The sequence below is a fragment of the Zhongshania aquatica genome, assembly GCF_027257955.1.
GTDB classification, from domain to species: domain Bacteria; phylum Pseudomonadota; class Gammaproteobacteria; order Pseudomonadales; family Spongiibacteraceae; genus Spongiibacter; species Spongiibacter aquatica.
Map to the genome: position 1 here is coordinate 1 of NZ_JANZNQ010000006.1, position 19,978 is coordinate 19,978.

General features: G+C 47.6%; 18 protein-coding genes. 7 read left to right on the forward strand and 11 right to left on the reverse strand.

What is annotated here, in order from left to right; translation table 11 throughout:
• Nucleotides 1-83: 83 nt before the first annotated feature.
• The 6 genes from O9X78_RS07510 to O9X78_RS07535 form a co-directional block, all read right to left on the reverse strand.
• On the reverse strand, nt 84-1,001 hold the full coding sequence (locus O9X78_RS07510; protein WP_269619017.1) for a hypothetical protein: 918 nt from the start codon (nt 999-1,001) through the stop codon (nt 84-86).
• Between the two features lie 124 nt (nt 1,002-1,125).
• Nucleotides 1,126-2,514 carry a multicopper oxidase family protein gene (locus tag O9X78_RS07515; protein WP_269619018.1) on the reverse strand — a complete coding sequence of 463 codons (1,389 nt, stop codon included), beginning with the start codon at nt 2,512-2,514 and terminating at the stop codon, nt 1,126-1,128.
• 30 nt (nt 2,515-2,544) lie between these two features.
• Complete coding sequence (locus O9X78_RS07520) at nt 2,545-3,660, reverse strand: DUF1513 domain-containing protein (RefSeq protein ID WP_269619019.1); 1,116 nt, start codon at nt 3,658-3,660, stop codon at nt 2,545-2,547.
• 29 nt (nt 3,661-3,689) lie between these two features.
• Nucleotides 3,690-4,844, reverse strand: a complete 1,155-nt coding sequence (locus O9X78_RS07525; protein ID WP_269619020.1) for an imelysin family protein — start codon at nt 4,842-4,844, stop codon at nt 3,690-3,692.
• The gene (locus tag O9X78_RS07530; RefSeq protein ID WP_269619021.1) at nt 4,844-6,307 is read right to left on the reverse strand and encodes a di-heme oxidoredictase family protein; all 1,464 of its coding nucleotides are present in this window, start codon (nt 6,305-6,307) and stop codon (nt 4,844-4,846) included. The genes O9X78_RS07525 and O9X78_RS07530 overlap by 1 nt, the downstream gene beginning before the upstream one ends.
• Nucleotides 6,308-7,573 (reverse strand): imelysin family protein, encoded by a 1,266-nt coding sequence (locus O9X78_RS07535; RefSeq protein ID WP_269619022.1) that lies wholly within the window; start codon nt 7,571-7,573, stop codon nt 6,308-6,310.
• Between the two features lie 176 nt (nt 7,574-7,749).
• Here O9X78_RS07535 and O9X78_RS07540 point away from each other — a divergent pair, with 176 nt between their 5' ends.
• Nucleotides 7,750-8,616 (forward strand): HpcH/HpaI aldolase/citrate lyase family protein, encoded by an 867-nt coding sequence (locus tag O9X78_RS07540; protein ID WP_269619023.1) that lies wholly within the window; start codon nt 7,750-7,752, stop codon nt 8,614-8,616.
• Between the two features lie 48 nt (nt 8,617-8,664).
• On the opposite strand, the gene O9X78_RS07545 is transcribed toward O9X78_RS07540, so the two are convergent.
• The gene (locus O9X78_RS07545) at nt 8,665-9,678 is read right to left on the reverse strand and encodes a YheT family hydrolase (RefSeq protein ID WP_269619024.1); all 1,014 of its coding nucleotides are present in this window, start codon (nt 9,676-9,678) and stop codon (nt 8,665-8,667) included.
• 232 nt (nt 9,679-9,910) lie between these two features.
• Here O9X78_RS07545 and O9X78_RS07550 point away from each other — a divergent pair, with 232 nt between their 5' ends.
• The 5 genes from O9X78_RS07550 to O9X78_RS07570 all read left to right on the forward strand — a co-directional run bounded on the left by O9X78_RS07550 (nt 9,911) and on the right by O9X78_RS07570 (nt 16,124).
• On the forward strand, nt 9,911-12,061 hold the full coding sequence (locus tag O9X78_RS07550) for a TonB-dependent receptor (protein ID WP_269619025.1): 2,151 nt from the start codon (nt 9,911-9,913) through the stop codon (nt 12,059-12,061).
• A 124-nt stretch (nt 12,062-12,185) separates the two neighbouring features.
• Nucleotides 12,186-12,593: a nuclear transport factor 2 family protein gene (locus O9X78_RS07555; protein ID WP_269619026.1), complete on the forward strand. Its 408-nt coding sequence runs from the start codon at nt 12,186-12,188 to the stop codon at nt 12,591-12,593.
• Nucleotides 12,594-12,993: 400 nt separating this feature from the next.
• Nucleotides 12,994-13,935, forward strand: a complete 942-nt coding sequence (locus O9X78_RS07560) for an OmpA family protein (RefSeq protein WP_269619027.1) — start codon at nt 12,994-12,996, stop codon at nt 13,933-13,935.
• A gap of 36 nt (nt 13,936-13,971) precedes the next feature.
• The gene (locus O9X78_RS07565; RefSeq protein WP_269619028.1) at nt 13,972-15,660 is read left to right on the forward strand and encodes a ShlB/FhaC/HecB family hemolysin secretion/activation protein; all 1,689 of its coding nucleotides are present in this window, start codon (nt 13,972-13,974) and stop codon (nt 15,658-15,660) included.
• 260 nt (nt 15,661-15,920) lie between these two features.
• Nucleotides 15,921-16,124 carry a hypothetical protein gene (locus O9X78_RS07570; RefSeq protein ID WP_269619029.1) on the forward strand — a complete coding sequence of 68 codons (204 nt, stop codon included), beginning with the start codon at nt 15,921-15,923 and terminating at the stop codon, nt 16,122-16,124.
• Between the two features lie 219 nt (nt 16,125-16,343).
• Here O9X78_RS07570 and O9X78_RS07575 read toward each other — a convergent pair whose 3' ends face one another.
• From O9X78_RS07575 to O9X78_RS07590, 4 genes are read right to left on the reverse strand one after another with little or no spacing between them, the layout of a single operon-like run.
• Entirely contained in the window at nt 16,344-17,675 is a 1,332-nt protein-coding gene (locus O9X78_RS07575) for an ATP-binding protein (RefSeq protein WP_269619030.1), read from the reverse strand.
• 1 nt (nt 17,676) lies between these two features.
• A complete protein-coding gene (locus O9X78_RS07580) occupies nt 17,677-18,360 on the reverse strand; it encodes a response regulator transcription factor (RefSeq protein WP_269619031.1) in 684 nt (227 codons plus the stop codon).
• Between the two features lie 12 nt (nt 18,361-18,372).
• Complete coding sequence (locus O9X78_RS07585) at nt 18,373-18,693, reverse strand: PepSY domain-containing protein (RefSeq protein ID WP_269619032.1); 321 nt, start codon at nt 18,691-18,693, stop codon at nt 18,373-18,375.
• Between the two features lie 21 nt (nt 18,694-18,714).
• Nucleotides 18,715-19,224, reverse strand: a complete 510-nt coding sequence (locus O9X78_RS07590) for a glycine zipper 2TM domain-containing protein (RefSeq protein ID WP_269619033.1) — start codon at nt 19,222-19,224, stop codon at nt 18,715-18,717.
• Nucleotides 19,225-19,333: 109 nt separating this feature from the next.
• Here O9X78_RS07590 and O9X78_RS07595 point away from each other — a divergent pair, with 109 nt between their 5' ends.
• On the forward strand, nt 19,334-19,957 hold the full coding sequence (locus tag O9X78_RS07595) for a glutathione S-transferase family protein (protein WP_269619034.1): 624 nt from the start codon (nt 19,334-19,336) through the stop codon (nt 19,955-19,957).
• Nucleotides 19,958-19,978: the final 21 nt, after the last annotated feature.

The window sequence follows — 19,978 nt, forward strand, 5'->3', positions numbered from 1 at the left end:
CGCGGTGGCGTGCTTGGAGAGGGAAGTAATCCTTGAGTATTCATAATAGGTGTCCACTTAAAATGAGGTGGACACCAAGGCTACTAGCTTAAAATCGAATGGAAAGGTGAGTTCGCCGGACGGTTACGGCGAACTGGCATAATCATATTATAGTAAAGATAGATGAACACGATGCTCCATGACGCGGCTACGGCAAACATGGCTACGGTTAGCGTTGGGCTGAAGGTTTCGTCATCGAAGGCGCGTGGTGCAGTGTGAAAGCGAAGGGACATAATGGGCTGTTTGTCGTCACCTTCTACTTCGCTGTAAAGGGTATCGATTGTGCTACGTTGACCCAGCGCTATATCGTATTTGTCTAACTCTTCATTTAATATTGTCGGGGAAATGATTTCAGCATCTAGGCCGAGTTGTGCGGTGAAATCGGGGATCATTGTGTCGTTTAGGCGACGAACTGCAATGTAAATCGACGGTAGTTTTTTACTGTGCCAGTGCGCGCGTCCGGCCGCATATACAATAGGCCCATCTGATGCAGACCTAAATAGGCCAGAAATAGCGCTGCGATTTGAAGAATCTAATTTTGGGAGTATGTGGGCGAGAATTTCGTCTAGCGCCTGTTGTGGTGGTGGCGACCCATTGCGGTCGACAAACTCGCCTGCTTGTAATACTGCGTTAGCGCCACTTTCGTCTGAGAGAATAAAATAGTCTAAGTCTTCGTAGCCGCCAATCTTAGCTAAATGTTGAATCAGGGGTTGCCAGTTGATGGTGTCATCTAGCGATTCTAATAGGCCTGCCGCTTCGTAAATACGTTTTATGCGACCCTCTAACACTAAGCGGTAGCGATCTAATGCCTGCTCGAAGCGCTGAATATCTTTCTGATCCGCTGCGTGCTCAATTTTTAGTAGGTCTGGATTGAGAATGTAATTGCGGGCGAGCAGGGCGAGAACGAAAATAACTACCACGTTACCCACAATTGTTAGTAGTGCTCTTTTTAGAATGGTCATTGCGACTTTTGTGAGGCCTCTACTTCCCTGCGAGTAGTTTTTATAGTAACTCGTATCGGAATAAGTGCAAAGCCTTGGTGGGGCTTATTTTGAGCGTTAGATCGTGTGCCGGGCGGGAATCTATTCAAACAATGGTAATGTAGCCCATTAGACCGGTTTTCATGTGCTCAATTACATGGCAATGAAACATCCACTTGCCTGGATTATCCGCAACAAAGGCGATTTTGGCCCTCTCGTTTTTTTCTAGCAGAATGGTGTCGGTATGAAAGGGAGTGATGTCTTTTTTGTCGGACTCTAACACTGTAAATATCAAACCATGTAGGTGGATTGGGTGGTGGTGGGGCGTCGCATTGTGCAGTTCAAATATATAGCTTTTTCCTAGGGTGAGCTCGGCGAGCGGCTCTGGTAAATCTTGGTGGCTGTGATCGCTCCACGCGCGCCGGTTAATTAACCAAAAGTTGTGGTCTACTCCTCCCTTAGCGTCACTCGGGGATAATGCTCCGGCCCATTCAAAGACAAAGCTGAGCGATTCTGCACCGTTTAATTGCGGTGCCGGGATTGGGTTTTCTGGCAGGGCAGGAATGCCGATTTTTGGACTTCTTTTTGAGGTGGACGCCGCGGTTTTTAGTCGGCAGATTTCCACGCCAAAGCGGCCTTTCATATCGAATATGGGAATCTCAATACCGATTTCCTTTGGGCTAATTATGCCGACATCAAGGCGCATTCCCGCTCCCGTGGGGTGAACATCAAGAGGGATCGGGTTTACGATGGGGCTGCCGTCGATAGCAATAATTTGTGCATCGGGATTTCTTAAACTTAAGTTGAACACCCGGGTGCTATCCATATTCAGAAAACGTAAACGCAGCCGCTCGCCAGCGGGCACTTCTATCGTAGGTTTTTGCTCACCGTTTACTGTTGCGATAGTGCCTAATGTGCCATCTCGAAAGGCCTCTCTAGGTATTGAAAGTTGCAAGTAGCTGCCGTCTTTTTTGAGTCGCCAATCTTTTAAACCCACGATGACGTCGTGATAGTCCTGAGGCTCTTCCTCCTCAACAATCAGCGCACCGACCAGACCTTTACCGAGTTGCTCAACACTATTCATGTGAGGGTGGTACCAAAATGTACCGGCATCGGGGCAGGTGAATTCATACAAGAAACTGCCGCCTGCGGCTACCGGCGCTTGGGTCAGAAAGGGGACGCCGTCCATGCTGTTTTCAATTCGAATGCCATGCCAGTGCACTGTTGTAGGTTCATCCATCTTATTGATGAACATGATGCGCAGTGATTTGCCTTGTTTGGCGCGGATGATCGGGGCTGGAAATTGACCGTTGAACCCTAGAATATCACTGTCGCCACCAGAGGCGATGCGGGCTTTTGCGGGTTCAGCGGTTAGTATGTAATCGTACTCCGCATCGCGTGCTTTTTTGGCCGAGCCCATTGCCAAAGTAATCTTAGGCAAACTGGCACTGACAAGTCCAATGGCTCCTGACTTGATTACGGTTCTGCGTTTCATATTGTCTCCATTCGTGCGTATTGGGTTTACTTAAACGCACAGGGTCAGATGATTGTCCCAGTGGGTGCCAGCGCTATAGGCGAGCGGTTTGAGTGTTTTGTTTCCTGGCACCAGAGCGAGAAGCTGGCCGTCACCGTTACTTAGAATAAACTGTTCGTAGGCTTGGTCGTAGATGGCACCAGCGCAGTCGCGGAGATTCCAGACCTGAGAAAGTGACAGGGATTGCAGATCCCATAGGCAGACAAGGTTATCCCGTGGGCAGCTAGTGACTCCCCATTTGCCGCGATCGTCAATGCTCACGCTGGCGATATAGTCGCGCTTAAAATGTAGGGGTAATTCGCCAGTATCCAAGGTCTGTAGAGTTTGGCCGCGACGATGGTAAAACACCAGTGGTTTGTCTGATGGCAACTGGCCTTGAAATTGGGCGCCCACTAAGACACTGCCGTCTGGGCTGATATCTAAATGCCGCAGGCTAAGTTGATAGTGCGGTGCCGCGACTTTTTCTACAATTTTACGTGACTCTATATCGAGGTAGTGCAGTGCTGGCGCTAAGGTTTCGGGGTTTAATGTTTGTCGGCCAGTGGCTGGCAGGGTCTTAATCCCACCGATTGCGATGACGATGGTTTTAGCGTCTGGCATCAAGGCTAACTCGTGGGGGCCTATCCCTTCGCAGTCGATGTGGCCGACGCAGCGGTAATTGTTTTCGCAATCATAAATTCCGATACTTCCGGCGCCGTCGTTGTCGATATGGTTTTCAGTGGTGTACAGATAATGGCCATCCTTGCTTAGACAGCCATGACCGTAATAATGATAGCCTTCCTCGCTTTGGATGGTCAGCAATGCTGAACCCGTAGTGGCGTCGACGATATATAATTCACGGCCAGGCCGTCTTGAAAAAAATATTAGCTCTTGGCGCCGGCGATGGTAAGCACTGTCGTGACCACGATGGTTGATGGGCTGGGAATATTGCCAGCCATCATTTCGCCACACGCCGATGCGATGACCATTGGCGTTGCTAGCGGCGCTCAGTACGGGGCTAAAGCCTCGCTTATTGCTGTTATCTCCCAGCCCGCTCGGTGCAGCAAGCAAGAGTCGTGGTGCAAAAAGAATCGCGCTACTGCCGAGCAAAAAATGACGTCGTTGCATACCCATACCACAATTTGTTTTGCGTTTACTTAGTCGCCATCCTTGGAATTAAAACCTAGGCTGACACCTAGGGCTGTCGGTAAGTCGTTTCTTAATACTGCGAGTAAATTTGCCAGTTCACTGTCAAAAGCGAGTATTGGTTGACGATGCTCGGGCTTATTCGCAATGCTGAATAGGCTGCCTTCGATAGCTGATGCGGCTGCAATGCAGCGTTTGAATCCGTCGTTTATTTTATCGCTTAGCGCACTCTGTTGTTTTACATCGCGCAAATAGTCATCAAGCCCGTAGGCCTCATTGGCGTTAAAAATATTTTTCAGTGCGTGTAAGTTGGTGATTATCGCTTGTTTCGAATACTGACTGCGCCACCACTCCAGCTGGTAGACCTGCGTTTGCAGTGGGTGGTTTTCTTCGCCATTCCCGCCGGTAGTAATGTCCAAGGGCCGCTCTAGCTTATCTCGTTTGATCAACTCAACGCCTGATACCAAGGTGTCTAGGAGGTAGCCAATAGCGATGTTGTCATCGGGGAATTCAGTGTTTTTCTCGCCGGTTTTACTAAACGTAGAAATATAGTTTCCACCGTCTGCGCGCCAGCTATTGTATAGACCACTGCTGACATTATTCAGGTGGTCACTGACTGCAACAAGCAGTTCGCAGCGACGCTGCCCCTTTTCTCCGGTGTAACGCTCTAGCGTACCGGCTTTGGCGTCGAACAGGAGATACTCAAGGGATGATAGTCCTTGGACAACTACGCTGGCGTCGTCTACCCGCTGAGGTGTTATTACATCGCTCTCTTTGAGCAGGGCTTCAACTTTGCGAGCAATCAGGTTTTTCTTATCTGGCCAAAACTGAATTTTCCACGCTTGATTGTCGACCATCAAGGGACCGAACTGAATATTTTGCACAGTAGACCAGCCCAATACAGCTTCTCTCCAAGTTGACCGCACCGTCTCGAATTTCTGGTTATCTTCTGCTGCCTTGCAGTAGCTGGTGGCCGCCTTATTGAGTTTTTGGCTTGCAAGGCTGAAGGCTTGGTAACTGCTTATAATACTTTTATTGCCGGTTTCTATTAGTACTTTACTACTTGGTGGCGGGCTACATGCGGCTAATGTCGACAGGCTCGTCGCGATTATTATTGCGCGGAAGGTGCGCGCGCTAAGCATGGGTTTCATTGCTGTAGAAATCATTACAGTGCCTTTAAAAAATGTAGGAGCACGGATAGCTCAGGTTCAGAAAGTTGGCTAAAGCTTGCTTTGCTCGCATTGGCTTCGCCGCCATGCCATAGTATCGCCTCGGTGATTGTTCTTGCCCTGCCATCGTGAAGTAGTCTCGTAGTGTCAGGGTTTTCGCTGCGTATTCCAAGTCCCCAAAGCGGAGCGGTTCGCCATTCATTGGCTGGCGTATGATCACTAGAACGAGCATCAGCAAGTGCGTTGCCCATATCGTGAAGCAGTAGATCACTATAGGGGTAAATGGTTTCTGGTGTTGAGTGCACTAGCGCGGATGGTTTTATCACATTTACGTTATTAATAGAGGTTTTTGCCAGGTGTATTGTAAATGCCGGGGTGTGGCAGGCGGCGCAGCCTAGTTGATTGAATACTGCCAGCCCTTGCTGACTTAGTGCGTCATGGTTCGCTTCAGGCACTGCCAAGTTGGCTATGTAATTTGTCACAGCAAGTAGTAGTTTATCGCTTATTTCCTGTTCTACATTATTTCCGGCGTTGGCATTGCAATTCGTGCAGACTTCAAAAGGATGGATGGAGGAGGTAATACCCATGTCTTGGGAAAATGCCAAAGCAACCTGCTCGTATAAGCTCGTTTGACTTGCCTTCCAACCGAAGCGACCCAGATGACGTGTGGAGGGGGCGGTTTCGCGAAAATTTGCGCGGCCGGAAATCCCATCGCCGTCAATATCATCAGGATCGCTATTGGTGAGAATGTCTTTCTCGCTAATATTGTCGAGCAATCCCATGCCGATTAGCGCGGGCGCGAGTCGCGCTGAAACGTGAACGTCAGAATGATCCTTAGTAGAGCGCTCATTGTCTGAGTTGTTAGTGGTAATCTTATATCGACGCTGATTTACGTCGTACCGATGGCCATTAGCCAGATTGATGTTGGTATTGGACGATGACCAGTTAATGGTACCTTCTGGGTTGTTGCCCGGGGTTGCCATGTCCTGTAGTTGTTCTCCATACCCAGAAGACAATGCGCTGTTGTCGCTTAGCCTTAAAATAAGCCCCAGTCCTTTTTCTGGCATTTGGCCTTGGCCATTACGGACGTGGCATCCGATACAGCTATTTGCGTTAAATAGGGGGCCTAGGCCATCTCGCGAGGTCGTCGTGGCGGGGGCTGTTACCCACGCTTGGCTTGCGAAACTTTTACCCACGGCCCACTCAAGCTGTTGCTCGCCAGATAGGTTTGGTTGCGGACGTTGTAAGGCTTGGCGACCTCGGTTTGCGATGGTAAAACTGCCGCCGGACTTATTGCTAAGTGGGGGCGGATTTGCGTTGCCAATTTGCTGTTCGTTATTGATCTGAGGTGTGTTGATGTATTCGGTAGAACAGCCGCTAGTGAATACGGAGGTCACGAGCAGCACGGCAATAGCATATTGCCGTCGCTTGCTTTGACCCACGTTACCTAAGAATAGCAATTATAGTCCAGTGGCCGTTGGGTCAATATTAATGGCTGCTGCGGATTGTTCAATGCCGCGTGTTTGATCGACTAGCGCGTTGAGAATATTTCCGAGTATTTCTTCGCCGCGCTTATTTCCCTCGGCTATCATCATGTCAAATTTCATTGGCTTGTCTTTGGCTTCTGCGGCATTGACTAATACCGTCAGCGCTGTCATCGTTTTGTCTAGTGCTTGCCGCGTGTTTTTGTCTACATCGGTATTGACGCTAGCAACAAGTTTACTTAACGACGGCCCCGTTAACAGGGTTCCGTCGAGTCGTTGGTACTGACCAAGGTAAATATTTTGGATTCCCAATCCGTCGTAGTAGTGCGACCAGTGTGTGTTGTCACTGAAGCAGTCGTGCTCATCTTCGGTTGAGTTTGCTTCAAGCGCTACTTTAATTCGTTCACCACCGAGCTCACCTAACGACAGGGAGCCGAGGCCGTAAAACATCCGCGCAATGATGGTGTCGTTGTCCATTGCCAGCAATTGGGCGCGGTAGTTATTGTCAACTCCCGGCGCCCACTGCTGACTCATGTATTGCAGGTCTTCGAGCAATACGGCAGTTGCTGCGCGTAGATAGTCTGCGCGACGATCGCAATTGCCGTGACTGCATTGCTCCGATTGGAGGTAGTCGGTATAGGGGCGCTCACCGGCTCCGGGCCCATGCCCATTTAAATCCTGGCCCCAAAGCAAAAACTCAATGGCGTGGTAGCCTGTGGTGACATTGGCCGCAGATCCGCCAAGCTCATGAAGGTTGCGCAGTAATTCTTTATTTATTTGTGAGGCATCAACGGTATCGCTGCCTAAATTTAGCGTCGTATTGGCAATAATATTTAGATCGCCGCCTATATTGCCTAGCGCATAAAAGTAATCATCGTCGACATAGTCAATGATGCCTTCATCAAGCGGCCAGTTGTTTAGTTGTCCCTCCCAGTCGTCTACGATGGGGTTGCCAAACCGAAACGCTTCGCTTTGTAGATAGGCTTTACGTGCTAATTTCCATGCCGTTTGTGCTTCGACAAGTCCCTTTTGATCAGGCGCTTTTAAAAAGGCGTCAACCTTGCCTTGTAGCGCCTCAGCGCTTTTTTCTGCGTCACTGTAAATGGCGTAAGCGATGTCTGTGTAGTGCACGGCAACCGCGCGTTTCTCCATGGGACTCGGCATGTTAGGCGCAGCGAGTGCGTTTAATGTGAGAGTAGATAAGCCAATAATAAGTAATAGTTGACGTAACAGAATTGTCATGGAAAATCTCCGCAGAACTACAGCATTGCGGGCACAAAGCCGAGGGCCGATATTCTACTCGTTATTGATAATGATTCGCAATTAAAACATGAAAAGCAGCGGCGTGCTAAGTCTGTGTATCTCTTTGCTTGAGCTTGCTGTGATAAACTTCGGGCTTTGTTTTGGAGACGTATCCGATGGCCAACAATCCTCGCCGTTCAGTTCTGTATATGCCTGGCTCCAATGCCAGAGCTTTGGAAAAAGCGCGCAGTCTTGATGCCGATGTATTGATCTTAGATTTGGAAGACGCTGTTGCACCTGCGCAGAAAGTGCATGCGCGTGAGCAAGTGTTGGCGGCGGTGAAGGAGGGTGGCTATGGCCGTCGCGAGCTTGTCGTTCGTGTAAATGCCTTTGACACCGAGTGGGGGCGTCACGATATTGAGGCCTTTGCCCGTGCACCCATTTCGGCCTTATGTTTGCCAAAGGTTGAGTCGGCAGCGGAAATACATGCGGTTGTTCAGGTACTTCAGCAAGCGGGCGCCGATCCTAGCTTAAAATTATGGGCTATGGCAGAAACACCCCGTGGCATATTGGCGGTGGCTGAGATAGCCGGTGCGCATCCGCGGATGGACGGCATCGTGTTGGGCACCTCTGATTTAGCTAAGGATCTTCGCGTTCCGCATACGCCCCAACGTTTAGGTATGTTGACCTCATTAGGCATGTGCGTGTTAGCCGCGCGCGCCCATGGTATTGATGTATTTGATGGTGTTCACTTAGATTTAGATGATGAACAAGGCTTGCTGCGTGCGTGTGAGCAAGGTGTGGAGCTCGGTTTTGACGGTAAAACACTCATTCATCCCAAGCAAATTGATGTGACAAATCAGGTGTTCTCGCCCTCAGATGAAACCTTGGCTAGGGCAGAAAAAATTCGTCTAGCATGGGAAGTTGCCGAGGCAGAGGGTAAGGGTGTTGTGTTGGTTGATGGACGCTTAGTTGAATCTCTTCACGTTGAAGAGGCTGTGCGCTTGCTCGCCATGGCAAAGCAAATCGCTGAACGTGACTAATACGGGGCAAACAATGTTCAGCGGCGGATTGCTTGTGCCGCTAGGGGGTTATTGTGTGACTGTGCTTGCTGAGGGATGGCCGCTAGGGAAGCGGCTTAAATTAATTATTTCAAGCACACGTTCGTCTAACCAACTTTCTAACTGATAATTTTTGACGAAGCCACAGTGTCCTCCATATTGCTTGGTTTCAATATGCAGATGTTCGTTGGTGGCCAGGCGTGCAAAGTCTTCAATCAAGATGATTGGGTCATCTTGGCTGGCGATGATGTGGGCTGGAGACGAGAGCGTATTCAGTACCTCACCCGCAATGCTGTAGGCCTTGAAATAGTCTTCGGGACTGGCAAACTCAGTATGGTTGGGTATGAAATAGTGATTCATATCCCGCAGAGTTTTAAGCTTCAACAGATTGTTTTTATAGCCTAGTTCAGGGTAAAGGCGAATTTTTTTCTGCAGGGATTTTTGCCACTTCCGAACAAAGTATTTCTCGTACACCCACCAGCCAGTTTCTAACGCTACCATGGTTTTTTCAGGATCGACGACGGGGCATATTGCCACGGTTTGCTTAATATTTAGGCCCATTTCCTGTGCCTTAGCGGCAATCCGTAGTGAAAAGTTCCCCCCAAGTGAAAACCCTGCTAGAAAATGCCATTCGTGGGGATAGGTTTTATGAATGTTTTGTATTGCACCAATTACTTCTGACAGACGAGCTGAGTTGAATAGCTCTTTGTTGAGGTGGTGACTGGCACCATGGTCTCGCAGATTTAGTCTAAAAATATCATAGCCTGCATTATATAAAGCGCCGCCGGCTGAGAGCATATAACTTGACCGGGCATTACCTTCCCATCCATGTATTAGCGTGACAAGCCCCTTACTTCGCTTTGGCTGAGCTGAGTATTCGCCAAGTAGCTGATGGCCGTCGCCACAGTCTAGTATCACCGTTTTGCTGGCGTTTAGCATCGCACGTGCGCGAGGATAAATACGCAGACGCCGTAAGCTGGTAGATGCAAGAATAGATTGCGCGTGGGGATTTTGTAAAAACCCTACTGGAGCGAAGTCACTCATGTGAATAGTTGATGTCCTGTGTTGCGGGTTCAGCTCATTGTTAAATAGTGTAAGTAGACAAACACACCTTCGCTTTTATGACCTACGTCGAATGGAGGATGTTCCCCACATAACCTAGACTGCGATTATCGGCAGCGAATTTGAGGCATTGAATAGGCCTTTCTATAATTACAACGTCTTTTAAAAGACTGAAAATAACAATAATTGCGTCAGTATGACACGGGAGACAAAAATGACCAATCTACGTCAATCCGCATTAGCTATGGCTATTGTGGGATCATGTCTGGCACCAACTATCAACGCTGAGGCGCTATCGGGCAAGGCACTGAGTTTAGAGGAGGTGTTGGTGACTGCTGAAAAGCGGGAAGAGTCCTTGCAGAACACCCCCATTTCAATATTGGCATTTTCTGCAGAAAAGCTAAGCCGGTTTGGGGTGACCGACTTAGGTGACATTAGTGGTTTAGCACCTAATGTTGAAATTACCCCTTTTCCCGTTAGCCGTAGTTCTCTCATTGTCTTTATGCGAGGTGTGGGTAACAACGACAGCCAGTCAACCCAAGACCCGGCGGTGGGTGTCTACCTAGATGGCATATACATGGCCCGCAGTATTGGCCTTACTAGTGATGTCGCCGATTTAGAGCGTATAGAAGTGTTGCGAGGGCCTCAGGGAACTTTGTATGGCCGCAATACCACTGGTGGCGCAATTAATTTGATTACGGCTAAGCCTTCTGACGAGGCTGGTCTTTCCCAAACACTTAGCCGCGGCAACCGCAGCTATTGGAAATCTCTCACGAAGATAGAGTCAGGCAAGGTCGGTGATGTCGCCGCAAAACTTACCTTTATGCGCTCAGCACACGACGGCTGGGTAGATAATACTGGGTCGGGTAGAAACTTTGGGGCAGAGGATAAATCAGCTGGTCGTTTCGCGCTGCGCTGGGATGTCAGTGACACGATGTCTGTCGATTATGCCTACGATTTTTCTGATATAGACGGGCCGCAACAGTTTTATCAGCCTATTTCTGGGACGTCCCCAAATCCTGCCGCTCCTGCTAAAAGTGGTCGTTATAGCAGTGGTCAATGGTTTGGCGGCGTTGAGCCAAGCGAAACAGAAATTAGTGGGCACAGTTTGATCGTTACAATGGACACGTCGGTTGGCGTATTTAAGTCGATTACGGCTTATCGAGAGCTCAATGAGTCGATCGTCCAAGACTACGCTGCCGGTGCGCCGGGCTTTCGTGTCAACGGTGGTGTCGATCAAGAGCAAATCTCGCAAGAGTTTCAGCTCGTTGGTAACTATGGTTCAGATATCAATTATGTGATGGGCCTTTATTATTTCTCGGAAGAGGATAATGAGATTGAAACCGATACCTTTGGCGGTTTTCCCTTGGAGAATAGGCAGATAATTTCGGAGAGTGAAGCGCAGGCAATTTATGGACAGGTAACGTGGTCACCTGAGTCCTTTGATCATCGTCTAGATATCACCTTGGGTGGCCGCTATACGACGGATGATCGCAAGGCGAACAAAACAAGTATTACCTTTGTTAACGGTCCGCAGGCAGCTAGCGAAAGCTGGAGCCATTTTAACCCAAGTTTAACTATGGATTTTGCGTGGACGGACACGCTTAGCACCTACGGCAAAGTCGTTAGCGCCTATAAGTCGGGCGGATTTAATGTGCGCAGTACCGAAGCCGGCTTTCAGCCACCTTTCGATGAAGAAAATATTATGTCCTACGAGATTGGACTGAAATCAACATGGCTTGATCGTCGGATAAGCTTCAACGCGGCTGCCTTCCATGCTGAATACACGGATATGCAGCTGCAGCAAATCACCAATAATGCCACGATATTTTTGACGGACGTGTTTAACGTTGGCGAGGCCGAGATTGACGGTTTTGAATTTGACTTGATGGCGGTGTTGATCGAGGGCTTAACTCTGCAAGCATCTTATGGTTACACAGACGCCGATTTTATTGAGTTTATTGATCAGCGGCCTGGGCAAGCTACTTTTGGTCAAGACGTGTCGGACAGAGCGGTGATGCCCTATGCGCCTGAGCAGTCATTTACCGTTGGTTTAGATTATGAGACCCCGATTAGCGTCGGCGTTTTGCAAGCCTCACTTGATTATAGCTGGCGCGATGAGCGATATGGCACGGCATTCAATGATGATCTTCAGGGCTTCTTTTTAGACGATAACGGAGTAGTAAATGCACGTTTAGCTATTACTGAGATTGGGGTAGGAGAGGCGAGTTTAGAAGTGGCGGCCTGGGGCCGTAATCTCGATAGCGAGGAGTACAAAGTTCATTCTATTAGCTTAGGCGCATATCGCAGTGCCTATTTTGGTGAGCCTAAAAGTTATGGCGTTGATGTTACCTTGCGTTTCTGATGCTTATTTTGTCAGATACTAGGTGCTTTGGGGTATTCCGCACCTAAACTAAAAATAGCGAGCGCCAGTATTAAGCTCTAAGTTATTACTGGCATTTTTGCTATAAGAGCAAAAAGGTAAAATTATGAGTTATGCACAATTGGCACTGGCCGCGAGTCGTTTGTCTGGACAGTTTGTTGAACAGGGGAATAAAGACGCCTGGTTGGCACTCTTTGCTGATGATGCCTGTGTTCAAGATCCCGTTGGCAAATCCCCTTTAGACCCTAGTGGTAAAGGCCATCTTGGTAAGGCCGCTATCTCCAACTTTTGGGATTTGGTTATCGCCACCGGAAATATTGAATTTACTATTGTATCTTCGCATCCTGCCGGGGATGAGTGCGCGAATGTAGTGAAAATGGTCAATACACTGCCCGGAGATATCACGATGCAGGTAGATATGGTCGTTGTTTATGCTGCAAATTCGGCGGGTAAAATAACGTCGCTAAAAGCCTACTGGGATTTCGACGCGGTTCAGGAGCAATTTCGGTCTTGAAAATGATTGTGGTTCATCGGCAAATGATATCGCTTGTTTAAATAAGGCCAACTAGTCGTGATTTAGCGGCTAAATAGGCATATTGCCGGTATATTCTAGTTTGTTGTCTCTGATTGTTGTGTAAAATCCTTTTAGCCAGCCAAATTACGGCTGGCTTTTTGCTATTAGCGTCTTGGTTTTGGTAATGCTTTAGAGCTTATGCCACACTAAGCTTGGAAATTTGTAGAAACTCCTTGTAAATTAAAGGGTTTGATGCGGGTTTTGATGTTATTGATCCATTACGATCTAACGAATGTATTTTGTTACGGTCTATACTATGAGCTACAAGGCTGTATGAGTAATTAGTTTGATTCCATTGGCGCGGTTCGTAAGTTGTATCCTGTCGTTCATAGTTTTTGCCATGGCGCCCGCCGCGCGTGCCCAAATAGTTAATGTTGAGATACTCGGCACATCGATAATAGCTCCCGTTACCGATGTGCTAGCAGACGTCAATCTGCTTGCAAGCGATTCTGGGGGTATGAACGAATTGCTTGGTGTTGATCTTTTAGGATCTGATTCACTGCTGGGCGTTAGTGTTAGCGGACAAGATATTCTCTTGTTAGGCGCACCAATCGCTGGCGGTGGAAGCGGGGCGGACGACTTAAGTGGTTTAAGTGGCCTCGTCGATGGTTCGCAGGGCGCGGTGCTAGAATTTCTTCAAGATACGGCGATGGGTGATATAAACCCAACCGTGTTGACTCTCTCGTTGCCTGGCTCTGATGGTGAGGGGTCGCAGGGGACCGCTGAGTTTGATGATAGTAAGGATAACAAATCTCAGTCTGAATCAAATCAACTAAGTCAGATTTCTAGCGGAAAGGCTGATGCCTGCGAAGATAAAGATCGCGATAGCGTCTGTGATAGCGTGGATCAATGTCTAAGCTCGCCTCTGGGTGCGATGGTACTGCCGACTGGTTGTCATTTTGATCGTACTAAACCCCTCGCATTGCAAGGTGTATCTTTTGCTGTAGGCACCGCAGAGATTACTGCGTCATCTACTAAGACGCTTCAAAGAGTGGTCCAAATGATCACGTTTATGCCAGATACAATGATTGAAGTAGGTGGTCATACCGACGATGTTGGTAGCGATAGTGCGAATCAATATTTGTCTGAGAAACGCGCGCTTGCAGTTAAGGACTATCTTGTCGCTGCGGGTGTCCCTGAAAAACAATTAGTCATAAAGGGATACGGTGAAACTCAAGCGGCGGCCTCAATTGAGGGCTTATCTGGACGAGCGTTGAGTGACGCTCGCAGCCAAAATCGGCGAGTGGAAGTACGTGTGCTCGGCGAATACCATCAGCCTTGACCTTCGGGCGACGATAATAGAATTTTTGGAGTAAATATGGCAATTGATCTACCCCCCATTATTCCCCCGCAGGCGTCGACTGCTGATCGAATTGAGCAGTACGCAGCGGTACAATCTGACTCGGTTATTGAAGTAAAAGTTGGTGGCTATGATCTGCGAATTTCTGGTAATCGTTATTTAAGCCGTGAACAAATTGATCTTGTTATGAGCCGAGTTAAAACTCCCGCTCAGGCTGTAAACGCACTGAATCAAGCGTATTACCAGCTCGGGCATCTTTTAGTTACGGTATATTTCGCACACCGTGATAAGACTATTTTTGCGCATGTCATCAATGGTCATTTGTCGGAAATTAAAGCCCCAGATAGCCTATATCCTTATTTTTCAAAATTGATTGGCGATGAGGATTTAAGCCGTACCGAATTTGAAACACAGAGAGTCTTGGCCGATCTCAAAAGTGAACGAGCCGGCTTAAATTATGCTGTTAGTTACCAACTTTCAGATGACCCTACGGCCTACACTATTGTGCTTACCGAGTCAGAAAAGGACGACCACGATGGCACCGATCTGAGCCTAAGTACTAATAATTTCGGCAACCGTTTTCTTGGCCGGTATTTTGCCAATGCTACTATAAAGCATGATTTTAGCTCAGGTATAGAAGCATCGTTATCCTACGACCGAGCGCTAACAGCACTTGGCGAAGTGAATGGCGGTAAGTACTACAATGGGTATAGTTTTCGGATGAATTATCCGAGTAGCTTTGGATTGTATGGTATAGAAGCGCGCTATACAGAGTACGAAAGAGAAGCATTGGGGGTCGCTGCGGGGGGGAGTCCGGCTACTGCCGCCGCGTGTTCTATTCCTCTGGTGTGCGGATTAGCTAGCAATTTACTTGGGATAGATTTGGGCGGTGGCGCGACAAATGAAACCCTGCTGAATTTATATTCAGAGACCAGTAGTATTGCGATTACCGGTGAGCAAGTAGTGAGTAGCGATTCGTTGCATCGCTTCACCGTGTCTGAACGCTTAGAAAAAGTAGATAGTGTTATTGATGTTAAAGACTTTGGTACGGCTTTAGATGAGCCACAGACAAGCCTCGAGCTAGGGTTGAAATACAATAAGCTCCTACGGTTGTTTGGTGCCGGTACTCAAATTACTGCACAAGGTTTTGTAGAGGCGGGGCTAGCCTCTGATGCTGGTACGTTAGGCACTGACACTCGCGAGGGTGTGGTGGCAACGGGCCGGAGAACGAGTGAATTTCTGTTATTTAAGCCGCGTCTAGGTTTAAAATCCGCGGTGGGGAATTGGGCTACTTTTAACATAAATATCATTAGTCAATTTTCGGACGATCAGCAATTACCTCTTCAACAACAGTTTTTTCTGGGCGGTGCTGCAGGTTTGCACGCATATTTGCCCGGCGTATTAGTTGGCGATTCGGGTACCTATACCAAGTTGTCTTTGGATAGTAATGGCGTTCCTTTGTTTGGGCTCATGTTCAAGCCAGTACTTTTTGTGGAACATGGTCAGGTTTGGTTTGAAGATGCTGTTGGGCAAGCTGGTGATGTTCGCGCACTAGGAGATGCTGGCTTTAGTGTGAAAGCGGAACTGGGTAAACACTTTGTTACCGAAGTTTTAGCGGCGACTCCAATTTATGACGATAATCTTGACGATGACGTTTTATCGGAGTTAGAGGTTAATTTTTTCTGGCGTTTGTCCGTTACTTTTTAAAAGACTTTTATTTGGTTGAATATTTTTTTGTTTTGTCTTATCAAAGCAGCCATATTGGCTGCTTTTTTATTTATTAAAATTGCATCTATGCGGGCGCGAGAAGTAGTAGCCTTTTGTGGTTTTTTCTATGGGGCTGATCAAGCTAACTTTATGTAATGGTATATAAAGTTAGCGAACCTAGTCGTCTGGTGTTGAGTATCGGTTTGATTCAGAGAATATAACAGTCAAATAAATGAACAGCCGTTCTTGAAGGAAGCTCGATGATAAATCGTAATGTAAGTGAGCTTGCAATATCTGCTGTAGTCCTGGTATCTGGTATGCCTGCGACACCTACTCTGCGGTTGGGCGGATGGTTATCAGGTTTGGATTTAATGCCAGTGGCTCGTCTTGATGCTATTCTTGCTGGAGACCTTCCATCCTTTGATGCGCTACCAGAAGATATCCTCGCGATTATTCCAATCTAAGAGTGTGTATTCCTATTAGTGAGCTACGATTTATTTAGTTAATTTTAAGAGTCGGAGACGTACCCTCTGGCTTTGTTGCTTTAACTGCCCAAAAGTATGTTCCATATTAAATAGGTTTTAGACTTACTCAACAGCCTGTTTTCGGTTCCAAGTGGAAACTATTAAGAACATTAACGTTTACAAGCTAGTTAATCATGACTCGAGCAAAATATCTCGCCACTACTTCGGTAGTGATAATTCGACACATGCACCGCCTAGATCAGAGTCATTAAAGCGGATGCTGCCTTCGTAGCTATCGATAATGTCTCCAACTATCGCAAGACCGAGACCCTGGCCTTGACCATATTGATCACCACGTATTCCTCGCTTTAAGAGGCGCTCCCTGAATTCTTCGGATATCCCGGGGCCGTCATCATTGATGTAAATCTTAGATGTGCTGCTATTATTTTCACCACTAATTACTATTCTATGTTTACAGGCTTTGCTGGCGTTATCGAGTAAATTACCGAAGAGCTCCATGGCATCCTGTTCATCAATTGCGACTACCTGTTGTTCGTCGAGCAATAGTTGAAATTGTAGTGATTTGTCGCGGTACACTTTTTCCAAGGTATTGCACAGTCTTTGTAATAGTGGATATAGCAGAATACGACCACTAAGGTTCTGTTTGCCGCTACTTACTGCCCGTTTCAGTTGGTAGTTGATTATATTGTCCATGCGATCAATCTGTTCAATTACTGCCGCGTCTTTATTGTTGCTACCTTTGAGAATGGCGAGGGGTGTTTTTAAGCTGTGGGCGAGGTCGGCCAATGTATTTCGGTAGCGTTCACGCTGCTTTTTTTCTTTATCTAAAAGTTGGTTTAAATTTCGCGTTATTCCCTTTAATTCACGAGGATAATCGGGTTGGAGTTTGCTCGTATCACCACTTTCAAGGCGTTTTAAGTCTGTAGCTAAGTCACGTAATGGGCGGAGTCCCCAGTATAAAATTAGTGCTGTGACTAATAGGGAGATGGAGAGTACAAGGCCTAGCCAAAGCGTAAGCTGATTTTGGAATTTTTTGCGCTCGTTGATGACTGACGTCTGGCTTGAATACAGAGAAAAGATAAGCGGGATTTCGCGATCGTCTTCAGTCTCCCATACAGCGTGGTATTGAAATACAAAGAAAGGCTCTTTATAAACTTGGATTTCGCTAAATAATTCTTGGCCGCCGCGGGGCGAATTTTCGGGCATAGGCAGCGGAATTGTCTCGCTAGATACTGACTGCCAAAGCGGTGTGCCATTGCGAAGGCGAACCTGTGCGTAGAGACCAGATCTAAACTGCCAAAATCTCGGTTCTTTTAAACGGTCGCCCATATCGACCGATCCATTTTGCCATTCCATTGCGCCGAGTAGACCAAAAAATTGCAGTCTTAGTTGGTCTTGCTCTGCACTGATTAAGCTCGTTGTATGCGCGCGATCGATCGCGATTCCTGTCGCAGCTAAAAGCAACGCCATCATGCTAAGGCTGGCTATAATAAGTCGCTTAGTGATTGACGTTGAACTATGCGTTCTCATTTCAGTGCCGGGTTTCACTAAGCTCAAAACGGTAGCCTCGACCGCGAAGTGTCGAGATAGGTTTTAGTGAGTTTTCCGGATCGATTTTTTTGCGAAGGCGGGCAATAAATACTTCTATAACGTTGCTATCGCGATCGAAATCTTGATCGTAAAGGTGTTCGGTAAGATCCGTTTTCGAGACCACTTGTCCACTGCGCATGGCGAGGTACTCTAGGGCATTGTACTCGTACGCGGTCAGATCAACCGGGTTGCTATTAACTAATGCGCGTTTGGCGCCGGTGTCTATGGTGATACATCCAAATTGCAGTTGAGGGCTGGCGAAACCGGCGGAGCGTCTAATTAAAGCATTGGCACGCGCCATGACTTCTTCTATTTGAAAAGGTTTCGCCACGTAGTCGTCTGCTCCAGCTTCAAGGCCTTCGACTTTATCTTGCCAGCGGTCGCGGGCAGTGAGGATTAATACGGGAAACTTTCGACCTTCTTTGCGCCACTGTTTGATAACCTGAATGCCGTCGATACCTGGCAGTCCAAGGTCAACAATGGCTAAGTCGTAAGGGTTTTCTTGCCCCAGATAAAGCCCTTCTGGTCCGTCGGCGGCGGTGTCGCAGGCATAGCCAGCGCGCTCAAAATTGCTACGTAATTGCTCTAGCAACAGGCTTTCATCTTCGATTAGCAAAATACGCATGGTAGATATCACTCAATCGTTAATAATGACATTTTTTATTTTGCCGTTGTCTTGCAGTATGCGCACACTATAAGCGCTGCCATTACCGCTAGAGATTTTTTTTGCACCAACTGCTCTTCCACCATAGCGCTGCTCCGCGATAGAAATCGCTTCATTGACACTCAATTTGCTTCGCGTGTCCAATCGCTGCTCAGGAGCGCGGCGCTCGGGCATATTAATTCTTCCACCGGTCAAATTACCTAGCGGGTTTGCATTACTATGTGCGGCACAGCTAGCCACTGCAGCCAACAGCAGTATTCGTAATGACAAACTAATTTGCGAAGTAAGTTTCATAGAACTCCCAAACAACCATTTTTAGCCACGGGGCGTGACATTTACTTCAATTTCAATCTCCCTGCCCGGATTATAAGGCAAGCGAGTGTGGTAAATCTCTCCCTGGTAGCGATAGCTTACATTATAGCCAACGACTTCATCTCGCCATTCTTGTCGATGTTGTACTTCACAGCGGTCTACGGTTTCGTAGTGTCCGGTGTTGCGCTGACGGGAAATGTCTGCAGCGACAGTTGCACCGAGTACGGCGCCTACGACAGTGCCAACCCGTTTGTTACTTTTGTGGTGGCCTAGTTCATTGCCTAGGGCTCCACCAATAATGGCACCGAAAATTGGTGCGGAACTGCTACGTTGGTGAGTCACGGTTTCCTGCCAGCACTCTTCAACGGGATTACTATAAGAAACGCGTTCATAAATAGGCTGTACATTAGTGACCCGTGCAAATTGTGTACTGCTATAGCTATTGCCGCGATGGTCTGCCAATGCCGCACTGGAACAGGCGATAATCAGCGGGATAACTGCGTACTTGAACATAGCTTATACTCCGGTTCTATTGGTAGTATCTAGCATACGGCCACTTGTCTTAACTAAAGCTGAACGATATGTTGCTGACGTTAATTTTAATAAGAGTAAGGAGAAATTGGTGAAATTATATACCTATGCAGCGGCACCTAATCCTCGTCGTGTGGGATTATTGATGAAGTACAAGGGTATTGAGCTAGACACCCAAGAAATAGACCTTATGGCGAAGGAACAATTTTCACCGGCTTTTAGCGCAGTAAACCCCAGATTAACGCTACCTACACTGGTTCTCGACGATGGCACTACGTTGTCAGAAACTATTGCTATTTGCGTTTACTTAGACGAGCTATATCCAGATAAACCGGTGTTTGGCAAAACGAGTCTAGAGCGCGCGCAGATTATCGGATATTGCCACAGAATCTTTTTCGACGGTTTCACTGCTGTGGCTGAAGTACTCAGAAATAAAGGGGACGCGTTCAAAGATAGTCCCATTCCAGGGCCTTTGAAAATGCCACAAATCACCGAACTTGTGGAGCGTGGTAATTTACGTATTGGCGCATTCCACGAAGCCATGAATGCAGAGCTTGCCGGTAAACAGTTCTTGGTGGGTGATACAATGTCACAGGCTGATATCGACCTCTATGTCGTTCTTGGCTTTTGTGGTTGGGTTCGACGCGCAATTCCTGAAAGCTGCTCGATCCTTCAGGACTGGTTTAATAGCATGAAACTAGCACTTGGCGAGTAAATCTCGGTGAGCTAAAAGGGC